A 19,137-nucleotide genomic window follows, 5' to 3' on the forward strand; every position below is an offset into this window, starting at 1 on the left:
GACTGCGAGGAACGAGCCGTCTCACCGGAGGTGCCGTTGTGCTTGCTTCAACCCGATTCCTGCCTTCGGGGCGCCTGAACACAGGAAGGCTGCGGCCGCAGGCCGTCCGTTGAGGGTGGTGGAGGATGACGGGCGGGAGAAGCGGAGCGGAGCCCCAAAGAAGCACTGCCCAGTAATCGAGGCCATGTCCCCTCCCCGCCACAACCTGCCCCTGTCCGCCGGCGAGTTCATCAGCTTCGTCGGACGCGAGCGCGACATCGTCGACCTGGGCCGCCTCCTGGGCACCGCCCGGATGGTCACGCTGACCGGTACCGGCGGTATCGGCAAGACGCGCCTGGCCCTGCACCTGGCCGAACGCGTCATGCGCCGGTTCCCCGACGGCGTGCGCTTCGTCGACCTGAGCGAGGCCTCCACCCACGACCAGGCGCTGCGCGCGGTCGCGGGCAGCCTCCAGGCGGTGCAGGACGACTCGCGCACCATGACGGACGCCGTCATCACCTCGCTGCGCACCCGCAACCTGCTGCTGCTCCTGGACACCTGCGAGCACGCCGTGGGGCCGATGGCGCAGCTGTGCCAGGCCGTGCTGCGCGACTGCCCCCGGGTGCGCATCCTGGTGACCAGCCGCCAGCCCCTGCACGTTCCCGAGGAGAACATCTGGCGGGTGCCGCCGCTGTCCCTGCCAGCGCGGCCCACCCCCACCGACCCCTACGCGGCCGACCCCGCGCCCATCCCCCGGCGCGACACCCAGCGCTACGAGTCGGTGCGCCTGTTCGTGACCCGCGCGCACGCCGCGCGCGCCGGGTTCGAGATGACCAGGGAGAACTCCGGTTACATCGCGGAGATCTGCCGGATGCTGGACGGCATGCCGCTGGCGATCGAGCTGGCCGCCGCACGGGTGCGGGTGCTGTCGGTGCAGCAGATCCTGCGCCGCCTGGACGACCGCTTCCAGCTGTTGACCAGCGACGGGTCGGAGGACCTGCCGCCGCGCCAGCGGACGCTGCGCGCGGTCCTGGAGTGGAGCCACGAACTGCTCACCGAGCCGGAGCGGCTCCTGCTGCACCGGTTGTCGGTGTTCTCCACCTGGTACCTGGAGGCCGCGGAGGACGTCTGCTCGGGCGAGGGGGTCGATCCCGCCGACATCCTGCCGCTGCACTTCTCCCTGCTGGACAAGTCGCTGGTGGTGATGGACGCCGAGGTCGACGGCACCACCCACTACCGGCTGACCGAGACGGTGCGCGCCTACGCCGCCGAGCACCTGGCCGACAGCGGCGGCGAGGACGACCGGTGGGAACGCTACCTGCGCTTCTGCGTCGCCCGTCTGGAGGAGTGGGCCAAGAGCTGCTGCGCGCCGATGCCGTGGGGGGAGCGCCTGGGGCACCTGCGGCTGCTCGACCACCACCGGGAGAACCACGCCCGTGTGGTGGACTGGGCGCTCTCGCGCGGACGCGTGGACGAGGCCCTGCGGGTGTGCGTGGCGCTGCGCTCCTACTGGATCGTGCGCGACCTGGCCGCCGAGGGCAGCCGCCTCCTGGAGCGGGCGCTGTCCACCGACTCCGACGCGCAGTCCCCCCACCTGCGGGCGCGCGCCCTGGCCCTGCACGCCGAGCTGCGGCTGGACCTGGACGCGGCGCCGCGCGTGTCCACCCTGGCCCTGTGCGCCCTGGAGTCGGCGCGGGCCTGCCGTGAGGCGGGAGCCGCCGCCTCCGCGCTGGCCACCCTGGCGGCGCTGTGCCTGCGCACCGGCACCCTGGACGAGGGCCAGGAGCACGCCGAGCGGGCCGGGGTGTGGGCCTCCCAGGTCAGCGACCCCATCACCGAGGCGGCCACGCTGGACGTGCTGGCCCAGCTGGCCCGCCGCCGCGGCGAGGCCGAACGGGCCACGGCCCTGCTGGAGCACAGCGTCGCGGTGGCCGACAACCTCGGCGACCGCTGGAGCGCGGCCCGCGCCCTGCACGGGCTGGGCTCGATCGCCGCCGAGCGCGGCGACTTCACGCGGGCGCGGGAGCTGTTCTCCGACGCCCTGTCGGTCTTCGGCGAGCTGGAGGCCGCCCCGGCCACCGCGCACTGCGCCCGGGAGCTGGGCCGCCTGTACCTGGCCGAGGGCGAGACGCTGCTCGCCCGGGAGCCCCTGGCGACGTGCCTGCGGGTGAGCTTCACCTCCGGCCGCAGGCTCGCGGTGGCCCGGGCCCTGGAGGCGCTGGCGGAGCTGGCCCTGGCCGAGGAGGAGGCCGAGCGGGCCGCCGCCCTGGTGGGGGTGGCCGCCGATCTGAGGGCGGCGCTGGACCGCCCCTCGGCCGAGACGCTGCGGCTGCGGTCGGCGGCGGAGCGGCGCGTGGGCGCCACGCGCACCGCCGAGGCGTGGAACGCGTGGCGCCCCCTGCCGCTGGAGCAGGTGCTCGACCGCGCGCTGGCCTTCCCCCGGCCGCAGTCCTCGGGGCCCTCGGGCCCGGATTCGCTGACCCCCCGGGAGAGGGAGGTGGCCGAACTGGCCGAAGAGGGCCTGTCCAACCGCGAGATCGCCGAGCGGCTGACCATCAGCCACGCGACGGCGGCCCGCCACATCGCGAACATCTTCAGAAAACTCTCGATTTCCTCCAGGACGCAGTTGACCGGCTGGGCCGTCCCGGGTGACGGTGGCTGACACGGCCCCGGTCGAGGGGACGCACTTGCACAGTGCGCGTGCACCCGCTAAGACAGGAACTCCGGGTACCAGAGCCCACACCAACGACGTCCGCCCCTGCCGACCTTCCCCCCAACCCTGGTGAGAACCTCCCCCGACAGCCCCTACATGTGAAGGCCATGGCACCTTTGACCGCGCCCGCGCGGCACAACCTCCCCCGTCCGGGCACCGGATTCGTGGGCCGTGAGCGGGACCTGAGCGACCTGCTCCGTCTGCTCGGCTCCAGCCGCTCCGTCACGCTGAGCGGAACCGACGGCCTGGGCAAGACGCGTCTGGCGATACGCGTGGCCGAGCAGTCCACCGCGTGGTTCCCCGACGGCGTGTGGATGGTCGGCATGGCGGACGCGCGCACGACCCTGGAGGTGTACGCGCGGGTGGCCGCCGCGGTGGGCGTGGTGGAGGAGCCGGGGCAGCCGCTGTCGGTCACGGTGACCGAGGCACTGTGCGAACGCCACCTGCTGCTGGTGCTGGACGCGTGCGAGCACGCCGTCGAGCAGGTGGCGGAGGTCGGCGAGGCCCTGCTGGCCTCGTGCCCGTCCGTGTCGATCCTGCTCACCAGCGAGACCCCCGTCCGTCTGTCGGGCGGCACCGTGTGGCGGATGACGCCGATGGCGCTGCCGCTGCCCGCGCGCAAGGGGCCCCAGCCCGACCCCGCCGGCGCGGAGGCGGTGCGTCTGTTCATGGACCGCGCCCGCGCCCGCGACCCGCGCTTCTCGCTCTCGCGCGAGGAGATGGAGACCGTGACGGAGCTGTGCGACCTGGCGGGCGGCATCCCGCTGGCGATCGAGGCGCTGGGCGCGAGCGCGCCCGGGGTGGGGCCCGCTGTACTGGTGGAGGGGCTGCGCGAGCACCTGTCCTCCCCCGAGGTCCAGCCCGGCCCGGGGCAGGCGGTCCCGCGCAGCGAGATGCTGCCGGTGGTGCTGGACTTCGTGTACCGCGGGCTGCCCGAGGCCGAGAGGGTGCTGCTGCGCCGCCTGTCGGTGTTCCGGGGCTGGAACCTGGAGCTGGCCGAGCAGGTGTGCGCCGACGAGGCCCTGCCCGAAGCGGACATCCTCGACCTCGTGACGTCCCTGCTGAACCGCTCCCTGATCACCGTGACCGGCGAGTTCGAGGGCCGGGTGCGCTACCGGCTGCCCGAGGCCGTGCAGCGGTTCGCGCACTCCCGGCTGGTCGCGGCGGGTGAGGCGGAACTGTTCCAGGAGAGGCTCCTGGACCGGATGCTGCGCCTGGCCGAGGACCTGGGCCAGAAGCTGGAGTCGAGCCGGGTCATGCCCTGGAGCGAGCGCGACTCCGGGCGCCAGCGCGTGATCGCCGAGTACGACACGCTGCGCTCCCTGCTGCGCTGGGCGCTGGAGCACGGCGCCGCCGAACCGGGCCTGCGGCTGTGCGTCAGCCTGACCGCGCACTGGGTGAGCCACCAGAGCTACTCCGAGGGAGCGCACTGGATGGACCGCCTGTTGGAGCTGGAGGACGCGGCCAAGGCTCCCTCACGCGCGCGGGCGCTGGTGGGTCGGGCCCAGCTGGCGCGGGTGCGGCGCGACCACGGGCTGGCGGTCTCACTGGGCGAGGAGGGCCTGCGGCTGTGCCGCGAGGCCGGGGACGACGTGTTCGTCCGCGTCGCGCTCAACCTGCTCGCCCTGGTCGAGGTGCGCGACCGCGTGTCGGACCAGGCCGCGGTGCGGGTGGAGGAGGCTCTGCGGCTGTGCCGTGAGTCGGGTGACCTGTGGGGAGAGGCGATCGCCCTGGGCACCCGGGCGGCCCTGGTCGCCCAGCAGGGCGACCATCCCACGGCCGACCACCACTACAACGCCGCGCTGACGCTGCTGCGCGGGATCGACCACCGGTGGGGCGTGGGAGTCACCCTCATGGGCCAGGCGTACGCGGCGGAGGCCAGCGGCGACCTGTTGACGGCGGACCGCTGCTACCGGGAGGCGCTGGACACCCAGCGGCTGATCGGGGCGGCGGCCGAGGAGGCGCGCTGCCTGGCCGGGATCGGCCGGGTCGCGCACGCCCAGGGGTCCACGGGACAGGCCTACGACTACCTGAGCGAGGGGCTGCTGCTGAGCCACTCGACGGGCCAGCGCGCGGACGCGGCGCGCGCCCTGACCGCGATCGCCCGGGTGGCGTTCGGGGCGGGGCTGCGCGAGGGCTCCTGCCGCCTGGCGGGCGCGGCGATGAGCGTGCGCGAGCGGCTGGGGCTGTCCACGCACGAGGCGCCGTGGCCGTTCACCGACGTGGAGAAGGTCCGGCGGCGCCGCCGCCAGCTGGTGGGCTGGTGGGAGCAGGGCCGGACGCTGGCCCTGGCGAACGCGGTCCGCGAGGGAGAGCAGCTGGCGGAGGAGGCGCGGCGCCCGCCGTCGCGCCGCTCCGCGCCGCCCAGCCGTCCCGCGCGCGGGCGCCGGGAGCGGGGAGGGCCCGCCCCGGACCCGGAGTCGGTGACCCCCGAGGAGCGGCTCACCCCGCGTGAGCTGGAGGTGGCCCTCCTGGTGAGCCGGGGCAGGAGCAACCCGGAGATCGCCCGGGAGCTGTTCATCACCCCCTCGACGGCGGCGCGGCACGTGGCCAACATCAACCGCAAGATGGGCTTCCACTCGCGTACGCAGATCGCCTCGTGGGTACGCCACCACCGGAGCTCGGACTAAGCTGCCCGGTCTGCCCTGTTAAGCCCGGCTCGCCACCGGGAGAACCAGCTTCCGCACCGAATCTACATATGCATGTGCATAGCAATATGCATGTGCATCTGGCTGTGAACGCGCTAGGCTTCAAGCCATGGGACACCACGTTCGTGGCACTGTGGTGGCACGGTCGTCGAGGTCCCGGAAACGGCCGTCGAACACCGGTGTGACACCGGTTTCCGGCGGACGTCAGTCCCGGAGAGGTCTCCGGGGCCGGTGGGAGGCCGCGTCGGCACGGGTTGCGTCCTGGGGAGGGACGCCGCATTCGCCGACCGGTGCGTCGCCGCCGGGTTCGCCACGTGGAGGGGGCGTGACGAGCCCGGGCGGCGGTACCGCCGCCGGATGGGCGAACTGGGGGTACGTATGGGGGTAGGGCTGTCTTCAGGAACCGGACGACCGGGGCGCCACCTGCCGCGCCGGGACGACCCGATCGGATCCCTGACCGGGGGCCTGTGCGAGCGGCTCCGGCTGCGGTCCGCGCGGGGGGGGTCGATCCGCGGGGTCGGGCACCGCGTGGACGCCCTGTCGTTCGCCGCCAAGGTGGAGCAGGCCGCCGCGGGGCTCAGCCGCCGCGGCATGTGCTTCGGTGACGTGGTGGGAGTGCTCGCGCCGGTCTCGCCGGACCGGTTCCTGGCCACCTACACGGTGATGGCCGTGGGCGGACGCGCGCTGCCCCTGTCGACCGCGTCCGACCTGGACACCCAGTGCGCGGTGCTCACCGAGACCGACACCCGCCTGCTGCTGGTCAGCGCCGACATGGCGCAGACGGCGCTGGAGCTGGCGGAGCGCTCGCGGGTGCGGCAGGTGATCGCGTTCGGACAGGCGCTGGGGACCACGCCCTTCGAGGAGCTGTTGCAGCCCAGTCCCGACGGCAACGGGTACAGCCCGGCGCGCGGTCTGTTCGACAACGGCATCCTGGGCTACGAGGACACCAGCGGGGGGCTCCTGACCACGCTGCACCCGCACAACGACCTCATGGGGCGCTTCTCGGAGCTGCGGGACCTTCTGGAGCTGACCGCCGACGACGTGGTCGCGGTGGACGAGCGCGGCGACGAGGCCACGCGGGTGACCCTGGTGGCGCTGGCGCTGTGGACCGGGGCCTGCGTGCTGACGGGGGCGGACTGCCCTCCGCCGGAGGGACGCCAGGTGACGGTGCGCTGCGCGCCCGAGCCGGAGCGGATCGGCTACCCGCCGGTCGGCGGGGCGTACTGACCCGGACGTGCTCGGGAGAGGCGGATCCGCTGGTGTGGCGGGGGCCGACGATAAGGCCGTGAATCCGGGCGTCAGCTGAGGCTGGCGGTGCGGACAGCGGCCGCAGGGGCGCCGCGCGGCGGACGGGGCGGTCCGTGGACCCTTTCCGGTCACCGCCTCAGTCGTCGACCGCCAGCCCCGCCTCCGGCCGATCCCCCTCGACCTCGGCGGCCTCCCCCGCGTGGTCGTCGATCTCGAACCAGGCCACGTGCGTGGCGTCGCTCCAGTACTCGCCGCTGCGGGTGGCGCAGCTGTCCACGATGAGCTTGCCGCGACCGAAGTCGTCGCCGTCCTCCCGCGTGTGCTCGCTCTCTCCGTCGCGCGCCCCCTGGTCGGCGATCGCGACGCGCAGGCGCCCGTCGTCGGAGCGGATGAACAGCGTCATGACGCCGCCGCTCTGCCCGGAGCGCGAGTGGAGCAGGGCGTTGGTGGCCAGTTCGCTGACGGCCAGCTCGGCGTCGTCCAGGGAGCCCTCGGAGTGGCCCATGCGGGTGAGGAACTCGCGCACGCGGGAGCGGATGGAGCGCACCGCGGTCAGGTTCCCGGCGCAGCTCCACACCGTGTGGTCGGTGACCCCGCCGGTGAGGTCGCCCGTCTCGATGGTCGGTGCGGTCGGAGCCGTGCCCTCCGGCACCTCCGCGGGCACGTATTCCCGGAGTTGCCTCGCCTCAGCCATCCGGTCACTCCAATCACCCGCGACGGACGCGCGGGTTGCGCCGCCTGCACTCACCTTAGACAAGGGTGTGCTGGCTCCAGAACAGCACACCCGTGTTCTCCCTGTCGGGGATTGGCCACAAAACCCTGTCACGTGTCATCCCCGATATGGACAAAGGAAACAGTCCCGACTCCAGCGACACTCATGTGAGGTGCAACACGTTGGCAATACGCGGCGCGACGGGGCCGTTCGGCTGACAGCACGGTTAACAGGAACGATAATCATTACCATCTCCGGGGCGCCGCGGCCCGCCCCGTCATGGGCGGGCCGCCGCCGTGCGCCCGGCACACATCCACGTTCCGAAGGGCTCACATGAAGATCGCGTTCGCTGGCAAGGGCGGCAGCGGCAAGACCACCCTCTCCGCGCTGTTCACCCGCTACCTGGCCGCCCAGCGCGTGCCCGTGGTGGCCGTCGACGCCGACATCAACCAGAACCTGGGCGCCGCGCTGGGGGCGTCCGAGGAGGACCTGGCCGCGCTCGCGCCCCTGGGCGCGCACCTGGACGAGATCAAGGAGCTGCTGCGCGGGGACAACCCGCGCATCTCCTCGGCACGGGAGATGATCAAGACCACGCCGCCGGGCCGCGGATCGCGCCTGTTGACGGTGACCGGGGACAACCCGCTGCACGCCCGCTTCGGGGCGCCGGTCCGGGGCGCCACGCTCATGGTCACCGGCCCGTTCGCCGAGTCGGACCTGGGCGTGTCCTGCTACCACTCCAAGGTGGGCGCGGCCGAGATGTACCTCAACCACCTGGTGGACGGGCCCGGGGAGTACGTGGTCGTGGACATGACCGCGGGCGCCGACTCCTTCGCCTCGGGGATGTTCACCCGCTTCGACATGACCTTCCTGGTCGCCGAGCCCACCGTGCGCGGCGTGGGCGTGTACCGGCAGTACGCCGGGTACGCCCGCGACCACGAGGTCGCCATCCGGGTGATCGGCAACAAGGTGCAGGACGAGGCGGACGTGGAGTTCCTGCGCGAGCACGTGGGCGACGCTCTGGCGGGGTGGATGACGCACTCGGGGTTCGTGCGCTCGATGGAGAAGGGCCGCCACCCGGAGCTGGCGGACCTGGAGGAGGACAACGTCAAGACCCTGGCCCTGATGCGGGACATGGCCGACGCCGCGCCCAAGGACTGGGAGCGCTTCACCCGGCAGTCGGCCGAGTTCCACCTGCGCAACGCGCGCGCCTGGGGCGACGAGGCCAAGGGCGCGGACCTGGCCGCCCAGCTGGACCCCGATTTCCTCATGGGCCCGGCGGCGCTCACCGGCTGAACACGCGGAGCGGGTCACGGGGCCGGATCGGCCACGCGCCCGCGCACGCGCGGCGAGGTCAGGGCCAGCAGGACGCCCAGGCCCAGGAGGGAGGTCGTGAACAGGACGGCGCCCATCGGCACGGCGGTGCTCTCGTCCAGTCCCACCAGCGGCGCCACCGCCGCGCCGAGCAGCGGGGGCAGCGCGCCCAGCACGGCGCTGGCGCTGCCCGCACGCCGCTCCTGGCCGCGCATGGCCAGGGCGAAGGAGCTGGTGAGGATCATCCCCATGCACGTCATGTAGACGAAGATCGGCGCGACGAGGGTCACCAGCGGACCGTGCGCGAGCGTCGCCGCGAACAGCACCCCGGTCGCCGCCACCGCGGCGGAGACCGCGCACACCAGGAGGACCCGCTCGCCGAAGCGGGCGCTGAACCGGCCCACCGCCCAGCTCCCGGCGATGATGGCCGCGCCGTTGATCCCGAACAGCACGCCGAAGACCTGCGGCGACACCCCGTACAGGTCCTGGTAGACGAACGGCGTCCCGGCGACGTAGGCGAAGCTGCCGCCGTGCACGAGGCCGACCACCAGCGCGTAGCCGAGGAAGGCGCGGTCCCTCAGCAGCTCCCCCACCGTCCGCAGGGTGCCGCCCACCGTGCCGGGGATGCGCCGCTCCACCGGCAGGGTCTCCTCCAGCCGCAGCGCCACGACCGCGACGATCACCGCGCCCAGCAGCGCCAGGGCCAGGAAGACGGCCTCCCAGCCCGCGAAGGACGGCCACAGGATGGCGCCGCCCGCGATCGGCGCCATCAGGGGCGCGACCGCGTTGATCACCATCAGCAGGGCGAAGAACCTGGTCAGTTCGGTGCCGTCGAACACGTCGCGCACGACCGCGCGCGAGAGCACGACCCCGGCCGAGGCGGTGAACCCCTGGAGGAAGCGGGCCAGCACCAGCACGGCGATGTTCGGGGCCAGGGCGCACAGCAGCGACGCCAGGACGAACAGGACCAGGCAGGTGAGGAGCGGGCCGCGGCGCCCACGGGCGTCGCTGATCGGGCCGACCACCACCTGGCCCACGGCGAGGCCGACCAGGCAGGTGGTCAGGCTCAGCTGCACGTGGGAGGCGCCGGCCCCCAGGTCCGCGGCGATGTCGGGGAAGGCCGGCAGGTACATGTCGATGTTGAGGGGGCCCAGGACGGCGAGCAGGCCGAGGAGGAGGGCCAGGCCCAGGCGTGCGCGGCCGGTCGGGTTGTGCTGCATGGCGCTCTCTCGTGGGTGGCAGAGGGCGCGGGGCGCCACGGACCTGGGACCAGGCTAACCGGCCGCGGCCCCCCGTCGGCGGCGCGGGGGCGGATCTGACGCGGGTCCGTCAGAACCCCGTCGGCCGCCCCAGGCGCGGTGCGCTCAGAACAGCACCGACATGACCTCGCCGACCTGGCGGAAGCCCACCCTCTGGTAGGCGGCGCGGGCCGGGGTGTTGAAGTCGTTGACGTAGAGGGTGACGCGGGGCGCGATCTCGGCGAGCGCGTACTCGACCACGGCGGCCATCCCCGCCGTGGAGTGGCCCTGGCCGCGCAGGTCCGGGTGTACCCACACGCCCTGGACCTGGCAGGCGTGCCGGGTGACCGCGCCGATCTCGGCCTTGAACACCACGCGCCCGTCCTCGATGCGGGCGAAGGCCCGGCCGGTGCGCACCAGTTCGGCCACCCGGGCCCGGTAGAGCGCGCCGCCGTCGCCGGAGTCCGGCGGGACGCCGACCTCCTCGGTGAACATGGCCACGCAGGCGGGCACGAGGGTGTTGAGTTCGGACAGCTGGACCCGGCGCACCAGGGGGTCGGCGGGCACCGAGGGCGGGCCGCTGATCTCCAGGACGGGCTGGCTGGCCCGGATGACGCGGGCGGGCCCCCACGCCGGGGTGACCTGCTGCCAGAAGTCGCTGACCGCGTCGACGGGCCCGACGATCGAGGAGCAGCGGCGGCCCCTCCACCGGGCGTGGTCGGCGAAGCTGCGGATCGCGGCCGGTCCGGCGTTGACGGGGACGAGGTTGGCCCCCGAGTAGCACAGGGCGGTCAGGCGTCCCCTCTCCGTGTGCCCCCACACCTCGGCGCCGCCGGAGAGGCCGGTGGCCATCAGGCGGGAGGCGACGAAGACGTTGCCCACGGGGTCGGCGTCCAGGAGCGCGCGAACGGCCTCCCGGTCGCGTTCTCCGAGGATCCGTACCGGCGAGGTCCGCAGCATCGCATCTCCCCCATCTTCCCAGTGCCCTCCTGCGAGCGCCGGGGGACGACCAACCAAGCCTTTTCGCGCCGGTTCCAGCCTATTCGACCCGTTACTCCCGCGTCTCGGACTCCACGATCGCGCCCACGTGGTGCCCGGGTAGCGGCGCGGGGCGCTCCACCATCGTCCCAGGTGCGTTCTGGGCGGTACGCGGCTGGGGTTCGGGACGTCCCTCACAGGTGACGTCGGGCCCCTCTCCCCCGGCGCGCGCGGGCAGCTCCCCGTCCCGGAGGTAGGCGGTGACGATCTCGTCCACGCATTCGTTGCCGGTGAGGGAGACGCCGTGGGTGTGGCCGCCCTCCTCGATCACCAGGGCGGAGGCGGGCAGGCGCTCGCGCAGGGCGAAGGCGCCCTCGACCGGGGTGGCGCCGTCCTCGGTGGCGTGGACCAGGAGCACGTCGCCCTCGTAGGCGGGGTGCTCGCCGGGGCCGTCGCCGACCTGGAACCAGTCGCCGGATCCGGCGCTCCAGGACGCGCACGGAGCGTTGTACCAGGTGTTGTTCCAGCTCATGAAGGGCGCCTCGGCGTGGGACTTCTCGGCGTCGGCACTCCAGGTGGACCAGTCCCTGGGCCAGTGGGAGTCGGTGCACTGGACGGCGAGGTAGCCGCCGTAACCGCGGTCGGACCCGGCGTTCTCGCCGTAGGCCTCGTACAGGGCGAGCAGGGGTGCGCCGTCGGACTCGGTGATCCGGGCCGAGAGCGCGTCGGCGACCGAGGTCCAGTAGGCGCTGCTGTAGGCGACCACCATGGCCGTGCCCTCCAGCTCGGTGGGGCCGACGGTGCCCTCGGCGGGTTCGTCCGCCAGTTCCGAGCGCAGCGCGTAGTAGGCCCCGGCGACCTGTTCCCCGGTCGTGCCGAGCCCGTAGACGTCGTGGTGGCGGGCGGTCCAGGCGAAGAATGCGTTCGCCGCGCGGTCCAGCGCGCGGTTCTGGGCGAGGTTGCTCTCGTACCAGGGCTTGTCGGGGTCGACCACGCTGTCCAGGACCAGGGAGCGGACGCGGTCGGGGTAGAGCGCGGAGTAGACGGTGCCCAGGTAGCTGCCGTAGGAGTAGCCGAGGTAGTCGATCCGCTCGCGGCCCAGAGCGGCCCGGATGGCGTCCATGTCGTGGGCGGTGTCCACGGTGCGGGTGTGGTCGAGCAGGAGACCGGTGTTGTCCGCGCAGGCCTCGGCGTAGGCCCGGGCGTCGGCGCGCAGCGCCTCCTCGGCGGCGGCGTCGGCGGGCACGGCGTCGGGGCGCACGGGGGTGAAGTGGCCGGGGTCGCAGGCGATGGACGGGGTGGAGGCGCCCACGCCGCGCGGGTCGAAGGAGACGACGTCGTGGGTCTCGCGCAGTTCCGCGGGCATGCGCCAGTAGGTGTAGGAGGCCCACTGGCGTCCGGCGCTGCCGGGCCCCCCGGGGTTGACCAGCAGGGTGTGGCGGGCCTCGCCGCTGGCGGGGACCCGCGAGAGCGCGAGTTCGACGGTGTCGTCCCGGCCGACGAGCCGCTCGCCGTCGGCGGTGCGGGCGAGGGGGACGGTGAGGGTGGCGCACTCCAGGTTCTCGTCCGCGACGGGCTGGATGTCCTCGCAGGGCGCCCAGTCGAGGCCGCCCTGGTCGATGCGGGTGGTCTGGCCGGCCTGGGCGGGGACCGCCGCGACCAGGGAGGCCAGGACCGCCACGGCCGAGACGCCGGCCCGGGTTCGTGCTCGCACTCGTCCACTCCCTCACAGAGATGGTTACTCTATGAATTTTTATCACTTCGGAGAGTGACCAACGGATGCGACACGAAGCCCGGGGCGACACACCCCGGTAGCATGTGCCCTGCCTCAATCAGACGTGGACAGACGGGGACGAAGCGCAATGCGGCTGGATCGTGTCGATGAGCGGATCATCGCGATACTCGGCGCGGACGCGCGGATGAGCTTCGCCGAGATCGGCCAGCGGGTCGGGCTGAGCCCCTCCGCGGTCAAGCGCCGCGTGGACCGGCTGGTGGAGTCCGGCGCGGTGCGCGGGTTCACCGTGGTGGTGGAGCCCCAGGCCGTGGGGTGGACCACCGAGGCCTTCATCGAGCTGTACTGCCGGGCCCGCACGTCGCCGGGCGAGATCCGGACGGGGCTCGCGGGCTACGCCGAGATCACCTCCGCGTGCACGGTCACCGGTGAGGCGGACGCCATCGTGCAGGTCCGCGCCCGTGACACCCACCACCTGGAGGAGGTCATCGAGCGGCTGGGCGCCGAGCCGTTCGTGGTGCGGACCAAGAGCACGCTCGTGCTCTCGCGCCTGGTGGACCAGCCCATCCTCGCCGGGACGGCCGACCTGCCCTGAGGCGCCTCCCCACGGCGGGACCGCGGGAAGGCGCCCGAACAGGAGAGGGCTGCGCGGAGCGTCCGTTGAGGGTGGTGGCCCGCCTCCGCGCGGAGCACCCCCCGGCGGGCGGCGGTGGGCGACGGGCGGGCGGAGCTCCGAAGAGGTACAGCCTCAGTCCTCGGGGAGGGCGACCGGCGCGAGCTCGTCGAACAGGTCGCCGGGGCCCGGGTTGGACGGGTCGGTCCCGCCGCCGAGGTGGTGGACCACGCCCCACACGGCGTTGAGCGCGGTCTGCACGGCGCCCTCGGCCCAGCCCGCCGTCCAGGACACGTCGTCCCCGGCCAGGAACAGGCCCCGGTGGCGCTCCTCCAGGCCGTCCTGGCGGAAGTGCGTGAACAGACGGCGCTGGTAGCGGTAGTGGCCCGGGAGGTTGGCCTTGAACGCGCCCATGAAGTAGGGCTCGTCCTCCCACGACACCGTCACCGGGTCGCCGGTGATGTGCGAGCGGATGTCCACGCCCGGGTAGATCTTGGACAGCGACGAGAGCATGACCTCCAGGCGCTCGTTGGCCGACAGCGGCAGCCACTTGAGCGAGTCGTCGCACCAGGTGTAGGACATGCAGATCGCCGCCGGGCCGTCCGGGTCGGACCCCTCCAGCAGGTAGGTGCCCCGGGTCATGCGGTCGGTGAGCGTCATGCTCATGACGTCGCGTCCGGTCTCGGGGTCCCTGTCCCGCCAGAACGCGCGGTCCACCGGCACGAACAGCTTCGAGGACTCCATGTAGTGGGTGCGCTCGATCGCCGTCCAGTGGTCGATGGGCAGCAGGTCCTCGTCGCAGTCGATCTTGGACAGCATCATCCAGCTCTGCGCGGTGAACACGGCCGCCGCGTAGGTGCGGGTGGAGCCCGAGGCGTCGGTGACCGTGATGTTGCCCGCCGGGGAGCCCTTGGCCGCGGTGCGGCGCAGGGCGGTGACGGCCGGACGCGGGCCGCCCCCGTGCAGCGAGGCCAGGGTGGTGCCCTGCGCCCAGTGCACGAGCTTGTCCGGGGCGTCCTCCCACAGGCGCAGCGGCAGCTGCTCCACACCGCCCACGATGCCCATGTGGTCGTCGTCGGCGCCGGTGTAGGTGACGCGCAGGATCTCCAGGATGGAGTTGGGGAAGTCGGTGTCCCAGCCGCCGGTCCCGAAGCCCACCTGGCCGAAGATCTCGCGGTGGCGGAAGGAGGCGAAGGCCGGGGAGTCGCACAGGAAGCCGTAGAAGGTCTGGTTGTCGAGCCGGGCGACCAGCTCGTTCCAGATCTCCTTCTGGGTGGCCACGTCGCGCTCGCGGATGGCCTCCTGCATGCGGGTGTGCTGGACGCTGTCCAGGGTCGCGTCCCAGGCGCGGGCCACCTCGCGGTAGACCTCGGGCAGGTCGTCGAGGGAGGTGGCGTAGTGGGACCGCCCCTTGAGGTCGACCACGGTGCTGGGGGTCGCCGGGGAGAGCGGGTTGGGGAACGGCGTCGTCTCCAGGCCCACGCGGTCCACGTAGTGCCAGAAGGCGGTGGAGGAGGGCGGGAAGCGCATGGCGCCCATCTCGGCGACCACGTCGTCGGGGCAGCCCGCGAGCTTCTCGGTGCGCAGCCGCCCGCCGATGCGGTCGGCCTCGTACACGACCGGTTTGAGCCCCATCTTCATCAGCTCGTAGGCGGTGACGATCCCCGACAGCCCGCCGCCGATGACGGCGACCTCGGTGCCGTGGCGCTCCGCCGGGACCTGCCCGAGTCCGGCGGGGTGGTCCAGGTAGGCGTCGTAGGCGAACGGGAAGTCCGGCCCGCACATGTTCAGCGGCGTGTTGTCCTGCGCGGGTGCGGCACCGGCGGCCGTGGGCACGGCAGACGTCATTCTCCAACCCCTCCTTCGTGGGTGCGGTCCGGCGGGGAAGCCGGTGGGTGTCCGTGCGCGGGTGGCACGGGAGGTGACGGGTGGGTCAACGGTTCGGGTGGGTTCGGGGGCGCGGGCGGGTCCGCCCCCGCACGGGCGTGCGGGGCGGGCGGCGCGGCGCCACCCGCCCCGGGCGCGGGTCACACGGTGAGTGTCCGGTACAGGGCCGGACGGCGGTCGTCCAGGTAGGACTGCTCGCGGCGGGCGCGGGCGAGGGCGTCCGGGTCGACGTCGCCGACCAGGAACTCCTCGCCGGGACCGGCCCGCAGCGTCTCGGAGCCGTCGGGTGCGACCAGGGTGCTCAGCCCCGCGTAGCGCAGGTCGCCCTCGGCGTCGCAGCGGTTCACGTACGCCAGGTGGATCTGGTTCTCCAGGGCGCGCACCGGCACGATCCGCTCGGCCACCTCGGTGAAGGGCAGCATGAGCGCGGTGGGGACGAGGAGGAGTTCGGTGCCGGCGAGGGCGTGGGCGCGCACGGCCTCGGGGAACTCGACGTCGTAGCAGACCAGCAGGCCGACGCGGATCCCGTCGAGGTCGGCCTGGACCACCGGCTCCGCGCCCGGGGAGAACGCCCCGCGGTCCAGGTCGCCGAACAGGTGGGTCTTGCGGTAGGTCCGGCGGTCGCCGTTGGAGTCCACGAGCTGGACGGCGTTGTACACGGCGCCGTCGGCGCGCTCGGGGAAACCGTGGACGATGGCGACGCCGGTGTCGGCGGCGATGGCGGTGACCGCCTCGCTGAGGGGGCCGTCGTGGGGTTCGGCCAGCCGGGCCAGGAGGCCGGGGTCCAGGTTGTAGCCGGTCAGGGACATCTCGGGCCCCACCAGCAGGCGGGCTCCGGCGTCGGCGGCGGCTCTGGCACGCTCGGCGAGCCGGTCGAGGGCGGCGGCGGGGTCCGCGCCTGGTCCGGTGCCCTGGTCAAGGGCCACGCGCAGGGGTCCGCGTGTCACTGCCTCCCACCTCGCTTTTCTCCGTCGTCTCGGGGCCGCGTCCACTCTAGGTGGACGAACGCGCCGAAACAGTGCGCCCATACGGAGGATTCCCGCGTCTTTCCCGCGAGGTGCCGCTTTTTCTTGCGCCCGGGGACGGATTGGCGCGGCATGTGGTGCGCCGCACTCCCCCCGGGAACACGCGAGGGGGCCGGGGGATCCCCCGGCCCCCTCACACGCGGTTCCCGACCGGTCCGGCTAGGAGCGGACCTCGCTGACCTCGGGGTCGGTCTCCAGCGCGGAGCGGCGCATGCTGTAGGCGAAGTAGATCGCCACGCCGACGGCGAGCCAGACCAGGAAGGCCACCCACACGCTCATCGACATGCTGAACATGAGGTAGGCGCAGGCCAGCACGCCCAGGACCGGCGTGACCGGCGCCCCCGGCACGCGGAAGGCGCGCGGCAGGTCGGGCCTGCTGCGCCGCAGCACCAGGACGGCCACGTTGACCAGGGCGAAGGCGAAGAGGGTGCCGATGGCGGTGGCGTCGGCGAGCGGCCCGAGCGGGACCAGGGCGGCGAGCACCGCGATGAGCACGGAGGTGATGAGGGTGTTCGCGCGCGGGGTGCCCTTGGCGTCGAGGGTGGAGAAGGCCTTGGGGATGAGGCCGTCGCGCGACATGGCGTAGAGGATGCGGGTCTGGCTGTAGAGCACGACCAGGACCACGCTGGCCAGGGCCAGGACCGCACCGGCGGCGAAGATGACCGCCCACACGGGGGTGCCGGTGACCGCGGTCAGGATGCCCGCCAGGGAGGTCTCGCCGTCGACGAAGCCGGTCCAGTCGAGCGCGCCGACCGCCGCGAAGGCGACCAGGCAGTACAGCGCGGTGACCAGGATCATCGCGAACATGATCGCCCGGGGCAGGTCGCGCTGCGGGTTCTTGGCCTCCTCGCTCGCGGTGGAGACCGAGTCGAAGCCGATGTAGGAGAAGAACAGGGTGGCGCCCGCGGCGCTGACACCGGCCATGCCCATCGGCATGAACGGGGCGAAGTTGCCGTCCTGGACGGCGGTGATCGCGATGGCCACGAACATCACCAGGATGGCGACCTTGACGGCGACCATGACGGCGTTGACGCGGCTGCTCTCGCGGACCCCGGCGAGCAGGGCGAACATGGACAGCAGGACCACGACGGCGGCGGGCAGGTTGATCACACCGCCCTCCAGAGGACCGGAGAGCACCGCGCCCGGCAGGGACAGGCCGGTGGTGAGCTGGAGGAGCTCGTTGATGTACTCGCCCCAGCCGACACCGACCGCGGCGACCGACACCCCGTAGGTGAGCATGAGGCACCAGCCGCACACCCAGGCCATGAACTCGCCGATGGTGGCGTAGCTGTAGGAGTAGGCGGAGCCGGAGGCGGGGATCATCCCGGCCATCTCGGCGTAGGCGAGCGCGGAGAACAGCGCGGTGATCCCGGCGAGCACGAACGAGACGATGACGGCCGGTCCGGCGACGGGGACGGCCTCGCCCAGCACGACGAAGATGCCGGTGCCCAGGGTGGCGCCGATCCCGATCATGGACAGCTGCCAGAAGCCCATGTGCCGCTGGAGGCCGCTGCCCTCGGAGTCCCGGGTCTCGGCGACGAGCCTCTCGATCGGCTTGCGCCTGGTGAGGCGCTGCCTCAGCGCGGGCGCACCGCCCGGGCCTGCGGCCCCGCGGGTGCCCGCCGGGCTCTTCTGGTCCACCACGTGTTTACTCCTCGTTCATGTACGTGGGCACACCGCTCCCCCGGGGGAGGTACGGCGGGGGAGGTACGGCGGGGGGTGGGGGGTCCGGCCGCCGCGCGTCCGGGCGGCCCGAAGCCCTCAGCAATGGTAGCCGCGTTATCTACGTAACATGACCCACATTCGTTGCGTCTGTCCGGTTGAAGCGGCGGGTTCGTGCGTGGCCGCGCAAGGAAACGCAGGACCCTGTGATTGATGCCATATAAAATCACCCTGGGTGACCGCCGCCACTTCGGACAGCGAACAGGCTGGTCAGGGGCGCGCGGCGGAGCCACGGGCATGACGGAGGGCCGGAACCGTCCGTGCGCGGACGCGTCCCGGCCCTCCCGGCCGTCTCGCGGTTCGGCGCTCGGGAACGTGCGCGGCCGCGGCGGGCGCACCGGCCGCGCGACCGGTCGGGCTACTCCGCCGTCGCGGGCACGACCACGGCGTCCGGCCCCGGGTAGATCAGGGTCTCGCGGCCGTCGGGGAAGCGCACCACGTAGGGCGGTCCCCCGTCGGAGCCGCGGACCTCGATGACCTCTCCCGCCCAGTCCTCCGTACTCGTCCCTCTGTCCCTGACATGGATCCGGTCCCCCACACTCGCATGCACCGGCAGGCCCTCCCGTTTCTCGCGCGCTCGTCCTCACGTCACCGCCGACCGGCGGAACGGGATGTTCCTTTCCCGCCCCCACCTGCGCAAACAACGTCCCTTTACCGCGGGAAGCGGGACAGGGAGGGCACGGGGTGACGTTCCCGACGGCCCCCGGTCAGGAAGCTCCGCCGTCCGGGGTCCGGGGCTCCCGGAGCCGGGCCGTCTCCGACAGGGCGGCCTCCAGCGCGCGCCAGTCGGCCCTGTTCGCCATCCACCGCCGCACCGGGACGGGGGTACGGGTCCCGTCCGCGGCCACGTGCGTGAGTCGGCCCTGCTCGACCGCGAAGCGCTCACCCCGTTCGGCTTTGACTCCCCTGGCGAGCGGGCCGAACCTCGCGGGACCGGAGACGGACGACCATCCGGCCCCGATCTCGGGATCGAACCAGAAGTAGGTCCTGGTCAGCTGCACGGCCCCCGCGAAGGTGATGACCACGCCGATGGGCAGGCCCATGGTGAAATCCCCCAACCCCAGCAGCCACACACCGAGGACGAGGTTGAGCAGGCCGAGTGCGAGGAGGAGGACTCCGACGACCGGGGTGAGACGCACCTTGATCCGTGAGGGGGACACGAGGGCTCCTGAGGGGGTCGTTCCGGCTGCTGACGGTCCCATCATGGCCGCCGGGCGCGCGGAGCACAACGGAGAGCGACGGCTCCGTGGCTCTGCCGCGGAGTGCGCACCGCACACGCGAACGGCCGCGCCGATCCCGGAAGGGCCGGCGCGGCCGTCGGAGGCGGCGGG

Annotated in this window: 14 protein-coding genes; 5 read left to right on the plus strand and 9 right to left on the minus strand. The window is 73.0% G+C overall.

What is annotated here, in order from left to right:
• Nucleotides 1-184 precede the first annotated feature (184 nt).
• From NDAS_RS17870 to NDAS_RS17880, 3 genes are all read left to right on the plus strand, one after another.
• A complete protein-coding gene (locus NDAS_RS17870) occupies nt 185-2,641 on the plus strand; it encodes an ATP-binding protein (protein ID WP_013154616.1) in 2,457 nt (818 codons plus the stop codon).
• Between the two features lie 167 nt (nt 2,642-2,808).
• Nucleotides 2,809-5,322, plus strand: a complete 2,514-nt coding sequence (locus NDAS_RS17875; protein WP_041552844.1) for a LuxR C-terminal-related transcriptional regulator — start codon at nt 2,809-2,811, stop codon at nt 5,320-5,322.
• 249 nt (nt 5,323-5,571) lie between these two features.
• The gene (locus tag NDAS_RS17880; protein WP_013154618.1) at nt 5,572-6,567 is read left to right on the plus strand and encodes an AMP-binding protein; all 996 of its coding nucleotides are present in this window, start codon (nt 5,572-5,574) and stop codon (nt 6,565-6,567) included.
• 157 nt (nt 6,568-6,724) lie between these two features.
• Here the strand turns inward: NDAS_RS17880 and NDAS_RS17885 are convergent, their stop codons facing one another.
• Nucleotides 6,725-7,282, minus strand: coding sequence for an ATP-binding protein (locus NDAS_RS17885; protein ID WP_013154619.1), 558 nt, complete (start codon nt 7,280-7,282; stop codon nt 6,725-6,727).
• A 351-nt stretch (nt 7,283-7,633) separates the two neighbouring features.
• Between NDAS_RS17885 and NDAS_RS17890 the strand changes: the two genes are divergently transcribed.
• Entirely contained in the window at nt 7,634-8,593 is a 960-nt protein-coding gene (locus NDAS_RS17890; protein ID WP_013154620.1) for an ATP-binding protein, read from the plus strand.
• A gap of 14 nt (nt 8,594-8,607) precedes the next feature.
• Here NDAS_RS17890 and NDAS_RS17895 read toward each other — a convergent pair whose 3' ends face one another.
• The 3 genes from NDAS_RS17895 to NDAS_RS17905 all read right to left on the minus strand — a co-directional run bounded on the left by NDAS_RS17895 (nt 8,608) and on the right by NDAS_RS17905 (nt 12,541).
• Nucleotides 8,608-9,831, minus strand: coding sequence for a multidrug effflux MFS transporter (locus NDAS_RS17895; RefSeq protein WP_013154621.1), 1,224 nt, complete (start codon nt 9,829-9,831; stop codon nt 8,608-8,610).
• Between the two features lie 144 nt (nt 9,832-9,975).
• Nucleotides 9,976-10,809, minus strand: a complete 834-nt coding sequence (locus tag NDAS_RS17900) for a GNAT family N-acetyltransferase (protein WP_013154622.1) — start codon at nt 10,807-10,809, stop codon at nt 9,976-9,978.
• 91 nt (nt 10,810-10,900) lie between these two features.
• Nucleotides 10,901-12,541 (minus strand): alpha/beta hydrolase, encoded by a 1,641-nt coding sequence (locus NDAS_RS17905; RefSeq protein WP_013154623.1) that lies wholly within the window; start codon nt 12,539-12,541, stop codon nt 10,901-10,903.
• A gap of 148 nt (nt 12,542-12,689) precedes the next feature.
• Between NDAS_RS17905 and NDAS_RS17910 the strand changes: the two genes are divergently transcribed.
• Nucleotides 12,690-13,154 carry an Lrp/AsnC family transcriptional regulator gene (locus NDAS_RS17910; RefSeq protein ID WP_013154624.1) on the plus strand — a complete coding sequence of 155 codons (465 nt, stop codon included), beginning with the start codon at nt 12,690-12,692 and terminating at the stop codon, nt 13,152-13,154.
• A gap of 153 nt (nt 13,155-13,307) precedes the next feature.
• On the opposite strand, the gene NDAS_RS17915 is transcribed toward NDAS_RS17910, so the two are convergent.
• The 5 genes from NDAS_RS17915 to NDAS_RS17935 form a co-directional block, all read right to left on the minus strand.
• Entirely contained in the window at nt 13,308-15,020 is a 1,713-nt protein-coding gene (locus NDAS_RS17915) for a flavin monoamine oxidase family protein (RefSeq protein WP_013154625.1), read from the minus strand.
• A 179-nt stretch (nt 15,021-15,199) separates the two neighbouring features.
• Entirely contained in the window at nt 15,200-16,006 is an 807-nt protein-coding gene (locus NDAS_RS17920) for a carbon-nitrogen hydrolase family protein (protein ID WP_013154626.1), read from the minus strand.
• 237 nt (nt 16,007-16,243) lie between these two features.
• On the minus strand, nt 16,244-17,728 hold the full coding sequence (locus NDAS_RS17925; RefSeq protein ID WP_013154627.1) for an amino acid permease: 1,485 nt from the start codon (nt 17,726-17,728) through the stop codon (nt 16,244-16,246).
• 436 nt (nt 17,729-18,164) lie between these two features.
• Complete coding sequence (locus NDAS_RS17930; protein WP_013154628.1) at nt 18,165-18,356, minus strand: DUF1918 domain-containing protein; 192 nt, start codon at nt 18,354-18,356, stop codon at nt 18,165-18,167.
• 157 nt (nt 18,357-18,513) lie between these two features.
• Nucleotides 18,514-18,966 (minus strand): hypothetical protein, encoded by a 453-nt coding sequence (locus NDAS_RS17935; RefSeq protein ID WP_013154629.1) that lies wholly within the window; start codon nt 18,964-18,966, stop codon nt 18,514-18,516.
• Nucleotides 18,967-19,137: the final 171 nt, after the last annotated feature.

This window comes from Nocardiopsis dassonvillei subsp. dassonvillei DSM 43111 (genome assembly GCF_000092985.1).
GTDB lineage: Bacteria > Actinomycetota > Actinomycetes > Streptosporangiales > Streptosporangiaceae > Nocardiopsis > Nocardiopsis dassonvillei.

Bases quoted from the DNA above. Each gene is read 5' to 3' on its own strand.
- NDAS_RS17890 (WP_013154620.1), top strand. From the start codon at position 7,634: ATGAAGATCGCGTTCGCTGGCAAGGGCGGCAGCGGCAAGACCACCCTC.
- NDAS_RS17900 (WP_013154622.1), bottom strand. From the start codon at position 10,809: ATGCTGCGGACCTCGCCGGTACGGATCCTCGGAGAACGCGACCGGGAG.
- NDAS_RS17895 (WP_013154621.1), bottom strand. From the start codon at position 9,831: ATGCAGCACAACCCGACCGGCCGCGCACGCCTGGGCCTGGCCCTCCTC.
- NDAS_RS17910 (WP_013154624.1), top strand. From the start codon at position 12,690: ATGCGGCTGGATCGTGTCGATGAGCGGATCATCGCGATACTCGGCGCG.
- NDAS_RS17915 (WP_013154625.1), bottom strand. From the start codon at position 15,020: ATGACGTCTGCCGTGCCCACGGCCGCCGGTGCCGCACCCGCGCAGGAC.
- NDAS_RS17870 (WP_013154616.1), top strand. From the start codon at position 185: ATGTCCCCTCCCCGCCACAACCTGCCCCTGTCCGCCGGCGAGTTCATC.
- NDAS_RS17885 (WP_013154619.1), bottom strand. From the start codon at position 7,282: ATGGCTGAGGCGAGGCAACTCCGGGAATACGTGCCCGCGGAGGTGCCG.